This window comes from Vibrio porteresiae DSM 19223 (genome assembly GCF_024347055.1).
Classification (GTDB): domain Bacteria; phylum Pseudomonadota; class Gammaproteobacteria; order Enterobacterales; family Vibrionaceae; genus Vibrio; species Vibrio porteresiae.
This window is the reverse complement of the sequence record NZ_AP024895.1, coordinates 1,364,739-1,378,946: the sequence shown is the minus strand read 5'-3', so window position 1 is coordinate 1,378,946 and position 14,208 is coordinate 1,364,739. Positions and strand designations below refer to the sequence as shown.

Annotated in this window: 13 protein-coding genes, 1 riboswitch and 1 other annotated feature; of the genes, 4 read left to right on the top strand and 9 right to left on the bottom strand. The window is 44.6% G+C overall.

Annotated features, from left to right (window positions below):
- Positions 1-3: 3 nt before the first annotated feature.
- Complete coding sequence (gene hisG / locus OCV11_RS06380) at positions 4-900, bottom strand: ATP phosphoribosyltransferase (protein WP_261895739.1); 897 nt, start codon at positions 898-900, stop codon at positions 4-6.
- 51 nt (positions 901-951) lie between these two features.
- Positions 952-1,088, bottom strand: a sequence feature (His leader region).
- Positions 1,089-1,278: 190 nt separating this feature from the next.
- Positions 1,279-2,871, bottom strand: coding sequence for a Na+/H+ antiporter NhaC family protein (locus OCV11_RS06375; RefSeq protein ID WP_261895737.1), 1,593 nt, complete (start codon positions 2,869-2,871; stop codon positions 1,279-1,281).
- A gap of 100 nt (positions 2,872-2,971) precedes the next feature.
- A riboswitch (Lysine riboswitch) is annotated at positions 2,972-3,154 on the bottom strand.
- Between the two features lie 401 nt (positions 3,155-3,555).
- Here OCV11_RS06375 and OCV11_RS06370 point away from each other — a divergent pair.
- The gene (locus OCV11_RS06370; RefSeq protein WP_261895736.1) at positions 3,556-3,966 is read left to right on the top strand and encodes an H-NS family histone-like protein; all 411 of its coding nucleotides are present in this window, start codon (positions 3,556-3,558) and stop codon (positions 3,964-3,966) included.
- Positions 3,967-4,096: 130 nt separating this feature from the next.
- Here OCV11_RS06370 and OCV11_RS06365 read toward each other — a convergent pair whose 3' ends face one another.
- Positions 4,097-5,401 carry an inosine/guanosine kinase gene (locus OCV11_RS06365; protein ID WP_261895735.1) on the bottom strand — a complete coding sequence of 435 codons (1,305 nt, stop codon included), beginning with the start codon at positions 5,399-5,401 and terminating at the stop codon, positions 4,097-4,099.
- A gap of 606 nt (positions 5,402-6,007) precedes the next feature.
- Here OCV11_RS06365 and mnmA point away from each other — a divergent pair.
- From mnmA to purB, 3 genes are read left to right on the top strand one after another with little or no spacing between them, the layout of a single operon-like run.
- The gene (gene mnmA / locus OCV11_RS06360) at positions 6,008-7,126 is read left to right on the top strand and encodes a tRNA 2-thiouridine(34) synthase MnmA (protein ID WP_261895734.1); all 1,119 of its coding nucleotides are present in this window, start codon (positions 6,008-6,010) and stop codon (positions 7,124-7,126) included.
- Between the two features lie 19 nt (positions 7,127-7,145).
- Complete coding sequence (gene hflD / locus OCV11_RS06355; protein ID WP_261895733.1) at positions 7,146-7,763, top strand: high frequency lysogenization protein HflD; 618 nt, start codon at positions 7,146-7,148, stop codon at positions 7,761-7,763.
- A gap of 60 nt (positions 7,764-7,823) precedes the next feature.
- Complete coding sequence (gene purB, locus OCV11_RS06350; protein ID WP_261895732.1) at positions 7,824-9,194, top strand: adenylosuccinate lyase; 1,371 nt, start codon at positions 7,824-7,826, stop codon at positions 9,192-9,194.
- A gap of 71 nt (positions 9,195-9,265) precedes the next feature.
- Here the strand turns inward: purB and OCV11_RS06345 are convergent, their stop codons facing one another.
- Genes OCV11_RS06345 through OCV11_RS06320 form a run of 6 tightly spaced genes read right to left on the bottom strand, consistent with a single transcriptional unit; the run spans position 9,266 to position 14,199 of the window.
- Positions 9,266-9,850 (bottom strand): DUF3833 domain-containing protein, encoded by a 585-nt coding sequence (locus OCV11_RS06345; RefSeq protein WP_261895731.1) that lies wholly within the window; start codon positions 9,848-9,850, stop codon positions 9,266-9,268.
- Positions 9,847-10,422, bottom strand: a complete 576-nt coding sequence (locus OCV11_RS06340) for a chalcone isomerase family protein (protein WP_261895730.1) — start codon at positions 10,420-10,422, stop codon at positions 9,847-9,849. The genes OCV11_RS06345 and OCV11_RS06340 overlap by 4 nt, the downstream gene beginning before the upstream one ends.
- Positions 10,359-10,916: a DUF2878 domain-containing protein gene (locus OCV11_RS06335; RefSeq protein ID WP_261895728.1), complete on the bottom strand. Its 558-nt coding sequence runs from the start codon at positions 10,914-10,916 to the stop codon at positions 10,359-10,361. Before OCV11_RS06335 ends, OCV11_RS06340 begins: the two co-directional genes overlap by 64 nt.
- 9 nt (positions 10,917-10,925) lie before the next feature.
- Positions 10,926-12,167 (bottom strand): SAM-dependent methyltransferase, encoded by a 1,242-nt coding sequence (locus tag OCV11_RS06330; RefSeq protein ID WP_261895727.1) that lies wholly within the window; start codon positions 12,165-12,167, stop codon positions 10,926-10,928.
- Positions 12,161-12,922 carry a DUF1365 domain-containing protein gene (locus OCV11_RS06325; RefSeq protein ID WP_261895726.1) on the bottom strand — a complete coding sequence of 254 codons (762 nt, stop codon included), beginning with the start codon at positions 12,920-12,922 and terminating at the stop codon, positions 12,161-12,163. The genes OCV11_RS06330 and OCV11_RS06325 overlap by 7 nt, the downstream gene beginning before the upstream one ends.
- Complete coding sequence (locus OCV11_RS06320; protein ID WP_261895725.1) at positions 12,922-14,199, bottom strand: NAD(P)/FAD-dependent oxidoreductase; 1,278 nt, start codon at positions 14,197-14,199, stop codon at positions 12,922-12,924. The genes OCV11_RS06325 and OCV11_RS06320 overlap by 1 nt, the downstream gene beginning before the upstream one ends.
- Positions 14,200-14,208: the final 9 nt, after the last annotated feature.

The window sequence follows — 14,208 nt, the reverse complement described above, 5'->3', positions numbered from 1 at the left end:
TCATTACTCCATCATTTTCTCAATTGGCAAAACCAGAATAGAGCTGGCACCCAGAGCTTTTAAGCGCTCCATTGTTTCCCAGAACAAGTTTTCGGCACTCACTAGGTGTACCGCTACACGGGTTTTATCTGCAGAAAGAGGCAATACTGTTGGATCTTCTGCACCAGGCAGTAACGCAGTGATTTGTGGCAGTTTGTCAACTGGAGCGTGGAGCATAATGTATTTAGACTCTTTTGCTTGTTGCACCCCGTGCATACGGGTCAGAAGGCGGTCGATAAGTTGAGCTTTATCAGGGGCAAATTCACCAGCACGTTGAATCAGTGTGGCTTTAGATTCGAAAATCACTTCCACTTCTTTTAGGCCGTTTGCTTCAAGAGTTGCGCCAGTAGAGACTAAGTCAGCGATGGCATCTGCTAGGCCAGAACGAGGAGCGACCTCAACAGAGCCAGTTAACATACAAGTGCTGAAATTGATGCCTTGACGATCCATGTAGGCTTTAAGCAGTTGTGGGTAACTGGTTGCGATACGTTTACCTTTTAAGTCTTGAGGACCGTTGTAAACTTCATCAGAGTCGATAGCGATTGAGAGGCGGCAGCCACCAAAATCCATGCGGCGTAATGTTACAAATTCGTTAGGTTCGTTGAGTGCCAAACGATCAAGACGCACTTCTTCTAACTCGTTTTCACCGATAAACCCTAAATCGACGACACCATCCATGATCAAACCAGGGATATCGTCATCGCGAACCAGTAGAAGATCAATCGGCATATTTACCGCGTGAACGACTAAACGCTCACCCATGATATTAAAACGAACGCCACATTGTTTTAGTAGTTCCTGGCACTCTTTCGCTAAGCGACCTTTCTTTTGAATTGCGATACGAAGACGTTGTGATTGCATTACATTATTCCTTTGCAATATGTTGAATTTCAAACATTTCTTGTCAAGCCAAATAAAAAACCCTCGGGGTTTATGGCTCCCGAGGGTTTGAAATCTTGCAATACTTTGATTTGACCACCGGGAGCTTCCTGCCTCCCGGGTATGCGTTCATCTCCCGAAAGACTGGTTAGGGATGATGATGGTGATGATGAATGTTCATTGCACAATTACGCATACTTATGATCTACTATTTCGTTGGACTGAAACCACACTAACTAAGCTCAGGCCTTTTTTCAAGCATAAAATGCGTTTTTATCGACATTTTTTAAATGAATAAAAAAAGGAGGCTTGAGCCTCCTTTTATTAACAAACCAGCAACAGATGATTTTATCTGGATTTTTATCTAGCGACAGCAGTTTGAGCGGCCATTTTGCTTTTTGAAATGGTGATCATAACGAAACATGCTGCTACAAAGGTCACAGTGGTTGCGGCAAACGCAATCAAGCTTGAATCCGTTAAACCCAGTACGATGTAACCAACCAATGAAACCATCGCTGTCACTAACGCGTAAGGCAGCTGAGTCGACACGTGGTCGATATGGTTACAACGGGCACCTGTCGAAGACAAAATGGTTGTATCTGAAATCGGTGAACAGTGGTCACCAAAAACCGAACCTGCCAATACTGAAGCTAACATAGGCAGCATTAGTGCCACATCTGCGGTTCCAGCCATGTCGCCTGCGATAGGTAGCATGATGCCGAACGTACCCCAAGAGGTGCCGGTAGAGAACGCCATAATGCCAGAAAGCACAAATAGGATTGCAGGTAGCCAATGCGGGTCGATATTGCCTTGTACTAAAGAAGACATGTACGCGCCCGTTTTCATGTCGCTGATAACAGAGCCAATAGTCCAAGCAAACACAAGAATGACAATGGCACCAAACATCGATTTAGCACCCACCCAAAGAGTGTGGCTAATCGCTTTAGTTGCTAAGCGTTGTTTTAGCACTGTGTATAGCGCAACGACTAAACCAATTAGACCACCGAAGACTAAAGAGGTACCCACATCGGTGTTTTCAAATGCACCCAGCACAGTGAACGGTTTACCATCGGCGATCATCGCAACCTTACCGGTGTAAATCATCGCAGAGATGGTCGCGATAATCAGCATCACAATCGGCATGATAAGGTCAGAGACTTTACCGTGATCGCTCTCTTCAATATCTAAGTCTTCGCTCAGATCTTTGATATTACTGTCGCTGTCAAAACCAACGCCCTGCTCTGCATTGATTTCATGTTGACGCATTGGGCCGATATCCATTTGGAACCAAGCCACGACAAATACCATGATGAGGGCGAAAATCGCGTAGTAGTTCATCGGTACTAAACGCATGTATGCACCTAGCGGCGAATACTCAGTAATACCGTGTGACACCAAAATACCGCTAACGATCGTCATGATGTATGCGCCCCAGCTTGATGCTGGCATCACAACACACATAGGTGCGGCAGTGGAATCAAGGATATAAGCCAGTTTAGCGCGAGACACTTTAAAACGGTCAGTAACAGGACGGGCAATAGAGCCTACCGCTAAGCTGTTGAAGTAGTCATCAACAAAGATGAACACGCCAAGGAAACCCGCCAGCAGTTTTGAACCACGCTTGCTCTTTACACGCACTTGCGCCCACTCAGCAAACGCATGAGTACCGCCAGACAGTGTCAGCAACGCTGTCATCATCCCCAGTAAAAGCAGGAAGCAAACAATGCTCATGTTCCAAGTATTGATACCGCCATCAGCGATAAACACATCTTTGACTTTGTTGAATACATAAAGGAGTGATTGACCGATTTGGAAATCACCAAGAAGAAATGCACCAAGTAAAATACCCACGCCTAGAGACAGCAGGACGCGACGGGTAAGAATAGCCAGACTTAACGCAACTACAGGAGGTAGTATTGACAGTGCTGAAGCAGAAAAATCGATTAAATTCATGATCTTCATAAACCAAATGGTTAGAGATCTACTGCAGACAATTACGCAATAACGCAATATATGTTGAAGCAAGCGAAAGGGAAGCGAACACTCCACCCAACCCTACAGTAGCGCTCCATAGTTTAACAACATAATAGACTATGGCAGTGTTGCACCTATTTAATGCAACCCCAGCCAGCAGCGTTGATATGCATACTGACTTCGGCGATAGTGCCTTTCGCTATGGTTCATCGACATCACTCCAACCATAGGTACTTTTCAATACCGCACCTCTACGTCGAAGCTCGAACTTGTCTTTATTTGTATTTCTAGACAATAACGTTCTACTTCGCTTTAGGTAGGCGTATTGTACTTATCCACGCTCTCAATGCAACTCTAGTTATTATTAAAAAAAAATTGACTAAACTTTGTCCAAGCTCACACGAAATTTTCTTAATTGGCTATAATTAATGAATCTTATGCAATGAGCTTCTTAAAATCAGACACAAATTTACACTTATTGACATTTGTTACTAAAATAATTGAGTTCTATTTTACAATTCGCTGAACTTTTTTATTGATATTGAGTCTGAGCAGATATATTTTGTGGTAAATCTTAATTTAATTTGATTTTCTATGTTGTCAGAATAAATAGCTCGGTTTAGAATTACCTTGTTATTAAATTTTATTTAATGGGAAACAGTAATGTCGGAAGTAACTAAAACTCTATTGAATATTCGTAGCCTACGTGCCTACGCTCGTGATTTGACTCTTGAGCAACTTGAAGAAGCTCTGGATAAATTATCTACTGTTGTTACAGAACGTCGCGAATCTGAAGAAGAAGAACGTGCAGCATTAGCAGAACAAGAAGCAAAACTTTCTGCAATTGCTGAACAAATTGCTGCTGATGGTATTGATGTTGATGCTCTTATTTCAGCATTAGCTGGTGAAACTAAAGGTGGCAAAGCTAAAGGCAAACGCGCACCTCGTCCAGCAAAATACAAATATGTAGACACTAACGGCGAAGAAAAAACTTGGACTGGCCAAGGCCGTACTCCATCTGTAATCCAAAAAGCACTAGACGAAGGTAAATCTCTAGAACAATTCGAGATTTAATTTCTAAATTAGTATGTTGGATAATAAAAAGGCTCCTAATAAGGAGCCTTTTTTATATCTTCAAAACTGTCATATGATAATGGATATCAATAAGCATATTACTGCATTATTATTGATATCCATAATAATGTTAACGTTCCCAATAAGATTCTTCTAAGCTGTCTTCACGTTCTGGTAAACCTTTCGACAAACGTGGAGAGTGCTGAGCTAACACTTCGTAACTAGCACGATTAGAATATTTGCAGACTTGAGAAAATGAAGAATAAGTCAAAAATTGGTACTGATGTTTACTAGAATTAGGCACGATCTCTTTGTGGTATTTATTGGCCGCCATATCGTGCAGTAGCGCGGATAATGCCGCATCTCCCGCACCATTGGTGTTTTTAATTTTTAATGGCCCACCCATATAAGGCGCAATATGAGAGTAAACTTTTAAAGGGTTTGCACAGGTTATTTTTTTCGCTGGGCGGCTAAACTCATAGCGATTGAACTCCGCGATAGCACCAGGTAAAAGTGGCAGAGTTGTTTCACGTTTCGTCTCATCCTCTGTATAACCGGCCATAAATAAACCAACTGGACCCGCAGTACACAATACTAGGTCAACCCAATCGAGCGCTTTATCGGAAGCTAATAAAGGATCTTTTTCGCCTGTTAATGCAGCCGCTTCATCTTCATTCATCGCCACAACAGAAACATGGTCTTTTAAAAATTGCTGCCAGAATAGCGGATCATCTTGGATAACAAATTTAGTTCCTAGGGTTAAAACCACTGGCACATTGTATTTTTTCGCGTATTCCACTGCTTTCATCGTTGCAGCAGGCATTGGATCACCCGGTTTACAACGCACTAAATAAGCAGTAAGAACTAATGCTGAGGCATTTTCAAAAATCGCTTCGGGAATATTGGTCGGTTCCAGCTGATTCATTTTACCTTCACTAATTGCGAAAGTACGTTCACCATCTTCTGTGATCAAAGCAAAACAGCGACCGATAGGACCATCTACTCCCTGCAAATAGTTCAGATCAACTCGGCTAGAGGTATTGCATAAATAACGGTACCCGTAACTGCCAATTTTAATATCATTACTCATCACACCCAATAAGGTAGAGCGGTCATCAGCGAGTACTGAGTAGTTGTGCAGAGTGTTACCAATAGTGCCACCAGCATATTCATTAGTGATCAACATCTGCGTCTTTAATTCGTTATAAAGCGCTTCAGCTTGCTCGTCATCGAGCACCAGTGAATGACCTTTACTCAAGCCATAACGTTCAATTAATTCTGACGTTACATTCGCTTCTATATCAACCAAGGTTTGGTCAATACCAATAATGTGTGTCGTGATAAGTGTTTCTGTTTCTTGCGCCTGAACCACTAAAGGATCACGAGCATGGACAGGGAAATAATGTTTTGACTTACGGCGTCCCGGAAATTTCATAGTACCCAACAACAAGTTCAATCGAGATAGGGGCGGCGATTCTACATCGCACACCACGGTTCCACAACTTGATGGAGTATAGCAAACGTTTACTCAACAAATTTGATCAACTATTTATCTTACAACCCTTCAAATGCCCTATCTTGCCACTACCCGCTCCTTTTATTTCGCTTAGGGTGAGATTAGTAAAAAAGAAACCATGGTTTAAATTATGAAAACGCGCTTATATTTAAAATAGCCCTGGTTAAGATGGGGTTAATGTGGATAAACAAATACCTAAAAAAAGCAATCAATGGATTATTTAGAACATCATGAAATAGCAAGATGATTCATCAATCGCTAATATTGCTTTTATGTAACATAATTTATCTTCATTGCCCTTTCCGTTAATCAAGAGGGAAAACGATTCCACAGTGACACAGCTGTGAATATATCAAGCTAGCATGACAACAACACTTGCTATTCAAGTCGCATAAATCCATGCGCAAAAGTGGTGCAAAGCGCAGCACTCAGGCGGGAAAAGCTCAATACTGCAAGGAATGAACTGTCCTCAAAAAAATCTTTCTGTTAGAATCGGCGTCCGAGTTAATTTAGTGGTATTAAGTTATGTCAGAAAACCTAAACGCAAACAGTCAAAAGAAAGTGATTGTCGGCATGTCGGGTGGTGTAGATTCGTCAGTTTCGGCCTATCTTCTGCAACAGCAAGGCTATCAAGTTGAAGGTCTGTTCATGAAGAACTGGGAAGAGGATGACGGTGAAGATTACTGCACTGCGGCTCAGGATCTTGCTGACGCTCAAGCTGTTTGCGACAAACTTGGTATCCATTTACACACAATTAACTTTGCTGCTGAATATTGGGACAACGTATTTGAATACTTCCTTGCGGAATACAAAGCAGGTCGTACTCCAAACCCAGATATTCTGTGCAACAAAGAAATCAAGTTCAAAGCCTTCTTAGAATTTGCCGATCAAGTGTTGGATGCCGACTATATTGCTATGGGACATTATGTACGCCGTACTTTCCCTCAAAATGGTGAAAAACCGCAATTACTACGTGGTTTGGACGGCAATAAGGACCAGAGTTACTTCTTACATGCTCTATCTCATGAGCAAGTAGCACGCAGTCTGTTCCCAGTCGGTGAATTAGAAAAACCTGAAGTTCGTCGTATTGCAGAAGAGCAAGATCTCATCACTGCGAAGAAAAAAGACTCCACGGGTATCTGTTTTATCGGTGAGCGTAAGTTTACTGAGTTCCTTGGTCGTTACTTACCAGCACAACCAGGTAAAATCGAAACCCCAGAAGGGAAAGTCATCGGTGAACACCAAGGTTTGATGTACCATACGTTAGGTCAACGTAAAGGTCTGCATATTGGTGGTCTAAAAGACGCAAGTGAAGAGCCATGGTACGTCGCTGAAAAAGATTTAAAACGTAATGTGTTGATCGCTGTACAAGGTGGTGATCATCCACTACTAAAATCAGATGGTTTGATTGCTTCTCAAATGAACTGGATTAGCAACGAGCCGTTAACCGAGACGCTCACTTGTACAGTGAAAACTCGTTATCGTCAGGCTGACATTGAATGCACTGTCTCTCCTATCGATGACACTACTGTAAAAGTGATATTCAATGAGCCGCAAGTCGCAGTAACACCGGGACAGTCTGCCGTATTCTACTTAGGCGAAGTCTGTTTGGGTGGTGGTGTGATTGAAAAGCGCCTCTTTTAGTTAACTTAGGAGTTAATACGTGGCTAATACACCTTTCGATCGTACTATTGCTTTTGCGGGAATGTGCCAAGCTGTCGCTTTGGTACAGCAAGTAGCAAGAAATGGTCAATGTGATTCAGACGCGTTTGAAGTTTCACTCCGTTCAGTGCTATGCATGAATCCTAAAGACACCCTCAGTGTCTTTGGCAATGAGGCCAACTTGCAAGTTGGCCTCAACTGTATGGTTAAAGGCATAGACAGCACGCCATCGGGTAGCGAAATTACCCGCTATATCATCAGCCTGATGGCTCTTGAACGTAAGCTCACACGTCGTCCTGACGCCCTATCTCAATTGAGCGATCGTCTAGATATGCTCGAGCGTCAAACTGCGCATTTTGATCTGCTAGAAGATCAGATGATCAGTAACCTCGCCAGTGTTTACCTTGATGTGATCAGTCCTATTGGTCCGCGTATTCAAGTCACTGGTACACCTTCTGTATTACAACAAACCACTAACCAAAACAAAGTGCGCGCCCTGCTGCTTGCTGGCATCCGTTGTGCCGTACTTTGGCGTCAGGTTGGTGGTAAACGTCGCCACCTGATTTTCGGCCGTAAAAAAATGGTTGAACAGGCGCAATTAATTCTGAAGAGAATCTAATTGATGTCGGCGCGTATCCTTTTTCACTCTCACTCTTAACTTAATATTCAGGAGAAGAACATGGAACTGTCAGCATTGACTGCTGTTTCACCGGTAGACGGCCGTTACGGAAGTAAAACGATTGCGTTGCGCAGTATCTTCAGTGAGTATGGTCTCCTAAAGTACCGCACTATCGTTGAAATCCGTTGGTTACAGAAGCTTGCAGCCACTGCCGAGATTGCAGAAGTTCCTGCACTCAGCGCACAGGCGAGTCAATTCCTTGATGAAGTCGCAGCAAACTTCAGCGAAGCTGATGCTGCACGTATCAAAGAAATTGAACGTACAACGAACCATGACGTTAAAGCCGTTGAATATTTCCTTAAGGAAAAAGTAGCAGCGATCCCAGAACTACACGCAATCAATGAATTCATTCACTTTGCCTGTACTTCAGAAGACATCAACAACACCTCTCACGCGCTAATGCTTAAAGAAGCTCGTGATCATGTGATTCTTCCAGAAATTCGTAACATCATCGACGCGATTAAAGCATTAGCCGTTGAGTACCGCGATATTCCTCTACTATCTCGTACCCACGGTCAGCCAGCTTCTCCATCTACTATGGGTAAAGAGATGGCTAACGTTGCTTATCGTATGGAACGTCAGTACAAGCAAATTGCTAACACTGAAATCCTAGCGAAAATCAATGGTGCAGTAGGTAACTACAACGCTCACCTATCAGCGTACCCTACTCTTGATTGGCATAAATTCAGCGAAGAGTTCATCACTGAATCTCTAGGCGTTGATTGGAACCCATACACCACTCAAATCGAACCACACGATTACATCGCTGAATTGTTCGATGCGATTGCACGTTTCAATACTATCCTGATCGACTTCGACCGTGATATCTGGGGTTACGTTGCACTAGGTCATTTCAAACAAAAAACCATCGCTGGCGAAATTGGTTCTTCAACCATGCCGCATAAAGTGAACCCAATCGACTTCGAAAACTCAGAAGGTAACTTGGGTCTTGCGAACGCTATCTTCTCTCACCTAGCACAAAAACTGCCTATTTCTCGCTGGCAACGTGACCTAACTGACTCTACGGTTCTACGTAACCTAGGTGTGGGTGTGGGTTATGCGCTTATCGCGTATACTTCTACGCTAAAAGGCATCAGCAAACTGGAAATCAACGCAGCAGAACTCGCTGATGAGTTGGATCACAACTGGGAAGTGCTTGCAGAGCCTATCCAAACTGTAATGCGTCGTTACGGCATCGAAAAACCGTATGAGAAATTGAAAGAGTTGACTCGTGGCAAACGCGTTAACGGCGAAATCATGCGCAATTTCATCGATGGTTTAGAGCTTCCTGAAGACGAAAAAACACGTCTAAAAGCGATGACTCCTGGCAGCTACATCGGTTACGCAATTGAGCTAACTGACAAGCTATAAGCCTCGAATTCTAAGAGTGTTAAAAAGGGAGTATTTGCTCCCTTTTGTTATTTTAGCGGTATCAAACTACACTACTGCGCTGAAGAATTGGCTGGAGAAACCGCCGCCGGTTTGGCGAAAAACAGCGTGACTCTGCCTAAAGTTGCTCCCCATTTTGAAATTGTGGTGGTGTTAAAGAGATGCAACTCATCTTGACGATAAAGCCAATCATCGAACTCCACTTCCAGATCGTGTTCTTCTGTTTTGAGATGAAAGCGATATTGCCACCGCAATGCATTGCCCATCTCTTGCCCTACGGCTTCCCCGATAACACCGTTCGCCCGCCCGATATAACGGCCTTCGCCTTCACGAGTGATGGTCCATACCCGGCTTTCCGTCTTACCGTCATCATAAACAAACTGCTCGTCTAAGATCAGTTGATTGTGCTGCACCACCCCATGCAAGGTGACATGAAAACGCCGCGTCTGCATCGTCCGATAATCTTGTACCATCCCCCACGCTTGGCTTTGACCAGCAAAGTACCCAAACAGGTCAAATTTAGGCTCAGTCCCTTGATACTCATCGATATCCGCGCTGCAACTGGTGAGAAAAATCGCTAGGGCGACAACAAACACGGTCGCAAACCAACGCGAGATGAGTTTGCATTGTTTCATCATGGTGTTTCTCCGATCAGTGCTTTACGTAAATCAGGATATTGCGTCTGCGGCCCCAACCAAATTGAGAGAAAGGCGCGGCTCAGTTCAATATCGTTAGTATCACCTAGCCGTATTGGCATGCGGCCTTGCTCTGAAAAATAGAGCTGGCCACGCTCTTGCTGTGCTACAAAGTATAGACGGTCTTGCGCATTTACTGAGGGGAAAAGTTGGGATAAGGCTAACAACCACTGGCGAATCGACTCATTCGGATACCCCATCGCCACCCATTGTTGCTCAGTTGCATCCAGTAATTGCTTAGCACTGATGCGCCGTTGATATTGAATATCTAAAACAAGATCGCTCGATAAACCATGGTAGTGACCGTCAGGCGTGTGCAGTGAGGATTGATAAACATCAAACCATAACCAAGTAAATTGCGCTTTACCAACAGTCGGCCATTGCTGCCAATCTTGCTCTGCCGCTGCCAAGCGCCATGAAAATGAGAAAAGCAGCAACCCGATGAGTAACGCTAAGAGTGAATAATGTCCTTTTCCCAACGTCGCCACCATAGTCTCATCACGCCGAATAAACATGCCCATTCCACAGCCAATATCAAGGCACTCTCTTTCAAGCCTAATGGCAAAGAAACTGCACCTAAACGAGCACCACTCCAATAACTCAACACGCCACCAAGCGCCCCAAACACGATCCAAAAAACCAGTGGCCACTTTGCTCCAACTGGTAATAACCACAACAGATACCAGCTAAAACCACACCACAGCGCCATTAACCAACTTGGGAATCCCGACACAGTGAAGACAAAAACACCGAATTGAATATTGAACCAATCTAAGCCAATTCCCATAGCAGCAGTCACGCTCATCGATAGCAGCACCGCAACACGTCGCCCACGATGGTGCCAAAGCGTATAACTCCATGTTACAGCGACCAATAGCCAACTGCCCCATTGCCAACGCTCCTGCCCCACTACCGCCAAGACCCATATCACATCAAACCACAGTGAACTCACCAGAAATTGAGCTTTGGGGGAGACTAAGGCTAAGTGGCGTTCTAGTCGCTTGCCCATGACTGCCCTTTACACTGGACGAGTCATGGTAAGATGCACCACTGAAATCGAACGCGCCATAAATCCACCCTCGCAGTAACAAAAGTAAAAGCGCCACAGACGAATAAATTCTGGTGGATAGCCCAATGCCGTGATTTGCGGTAAAGCATGCTCAAAGCGGGCGCGCCACGCCTTTAACGTCGCTGCATAATCCAAACCAAAATCGTGTAATTGGCGAATTACGAAATCCGTCTGTTTGGTGAGGCTTTGTGCAAGATAAGTGACTGACGGTAAAAAGCCGCCGGGGAAAATATACTTTTGGATAAAATCGACATTGTGCGCATAGTAATCGACCCGCTGGTCGGCGATGGTGATGGCTTGTAGCGCCATGATACCGCCCGGTTTGAGAAGCGCTTGGCAATGACGTAAGTAACTGGGCAAATAACGTTGTCCCACCGCTTCAATCATCTCGATGGACACCAATTTATCAAACTGGCCCGTTAGGCGTCGATAATCCTCTTTCAATACAGTAATTAAATGGCCTAAGCCTTGCTCTGTCACACGCTGACAAGCGTAGTCGTACTGTGCATCAGAAATAGTCGTCGTAGTTACTTTGCAGCCATAATGACGTGCCATGTAAATAGCCATTCCACCCCATCCAGTGCCAATCTCAACCACATGATCACTTGAACTCAGTTGCAATTGTTGACAAAGCCGCTCCATTTTATTTATTTGTGCCTGTTCTAGCGTATCGGTTGGGGAGTCATAACAGCCACTGGAATAGAGCATCTCTTTATCCAAAAAAGTTTGGTAAAGGTCATTACCCAGATCATAATGAGCCAAAATATTTTGCTTAGCTTGCTTAACAGTATTGCGATTAAGCCAGTGGCCAATTTTGGTTGCCAGCCGCTTCACCAAACCGGTTTGCGCTTCTATACGATCAAGCCAACTTTGGTTAGCTGCAACAAGCTCGATAACGGCGGTAAGATCGGAACTATCCCACTCATTTTCAATATACGACTCAGCTCCACCGATACTGCCACCACGCAGAATTCGCCAATAAAAATTCGGATTAGAGACCACAATTTCGGCACGAATACCGTCACCAGCGCCAAAAGTCATCTGGTCGGCAGGGTCAGATTCAGAAAAACGTTCCACAAGCGTTAGCTGCCCATATTCTAGACGACTTAAACCGCGCAAAATGGCGCGTCTTGCCCCCTTTTGCCAACTGGAAAGTGGCTTACTTAATGCGACAGAAGTGCTACTTAACATGGTGGATTCTCCTTATTGTGTGGGGGTTCCTTATCAGGGTGGTCATACACAGGAACTCCTTTTATCCATAATTTTATGGCTTCCCAATAAATGCCAAACATCACTTTCACGCTCATGATGGGTGTTTTGACCAAAAGCCAAGTTAATTTTTTTGCGGTAAAGGGCTGAGCTTGCATCTGTAACGTGGCGTCAAATTCCTTCTCTGTTCGCCAACACTCAAGGTGCACCATTAAGCGCTGTTGCGGTTCTTTCAAATTCCAGCGGTAAGTTTGGTCGATGGGATTAAAGGGTGAGACATGAAACGCTTTGGGGTGTTGCCATTGAGCAGTGCTGTCATCGCCAGCGGGAACCGCATAGTAATGGCGTTCATTCCATGGTGTGTTGCTGACTTCCGCCAACAGATAACGCCAAACATCTTGGTCGTCATAAAGATAGTAGAAGTTCACTGGACTAAAATAGAGGCCAAAATAGCGCAGATGAATCAGCGCCATGACGCGTCCGGTGAGCCGCTCTCCGGTTAACTCAGCGACCTTCTGTTGCACTGCCGCTTTTAGGTCTCCTTGACCAACATAGTCTTGGCGCTTAAACCGAGCCCAGTTCCACCAGCGTTCACCAAGTAAGCAAGTGCTTCCCATCAACATTGGCCATTCGTCCAAATCGATGCACGGCATGAACAGTGAGTAATTCAACGCGTGAGCAGTGGGGGTAAAACGGCGGTGTCTAACCTGACCAACGTAGAGCTTACTGCATAGCATTATGCCGCTCCTCGATTGATATTATCGGCATACTTCTCTTCGATAAGGGCCACCACATCCAACGCACTACGCACCCCATCCTCATGAAAGCCGTTATACCAATAAGCACCGCAAAACCAAGTGTGATGGCGGCCATTGATGACATCGCGTTTACTCTGAGCCGCAATCGCCTCCACACTAAATACCGGGTGATCATACACAAATCGCCGTAATATTTTGCTAGGGTCGATACGCTCACTGTTATTGAGTGTCACGCAAAACGTATGCGGTGCGCGAATATGCTGCAAAATGTTCATATTGTAGGTCACGGCAGGTAACGCACTCGCCTCTTCAGGACTGCCATTTAACCAGTAATTCCATGCAGCCCAAGCACTCTTATGCCGCGGTAACAGATCCACATCGGTATGCAACACCACATCGTTTGGCTGATAGCGAATTGCACTCAAGAGGCTACGCTCCTCGTCAGTTGCATCACTGAGCATCGCTAATGCTTGATTGCTGTGACAAGCAAAAATCACATCGTCAAACCGCTCTTTCACGCCTTTAGAAACCACTTCAACCCCAAGTTGACCACGAATCACACGCGTCACTTCACTGTTAAGGCGTATCTTATCGGCAAACTTTTCGGTTAATGCCGGAATATAATTGCTTGATCCTCCGTCAATCACATACCACTGAGGTCGATTTAATACATCCAGTAGGCCATGATTGAGGAAAAAACGCAGGAAGAAATCCAGAGGAAACTGGCGCATATCCGCCATGGTCGAAGACCAGATCGCCGCTCCCATCGGCAAAATGTAGTTCTCACAAAAATCTGCACTAAACCGATGTTTTTGCAAAAACTCGCCAAGAGTTGAATAGCGGCTGTGACTTTTTGCAGCTTCTTTAGCCAGTTGATTAAAACGCATGATCTCGCCAATGAAACGGTAAAAGGCTGGGCGGAATAAATTGCGTTTTTGAGCAAATAAGGTGCGCAGTGAGTGACCGTTATACTCAAGACCATTGCCATCATTACGTACACTGAAACTCATTTCTGTAGGGCGACGCTTAACGCCGAGCTCATCCATTAAACGGATAAAATTCGGATAAGTTCTGTCGTTGTAGACAATAAACCCAGTATCGACAGCATACTCTTTGCCCGCTAACGTGACGTTAACGGTGGCCGTGTGTCCGCCAATATAATCATTGGCTTCAAACAGAGTAATATCGTGGTCTGGATGCAAATAGTAAGCAGCCGTTAATCCTGAAATACCTGAACCAATAATGGCGATTTTCATGCACACTCC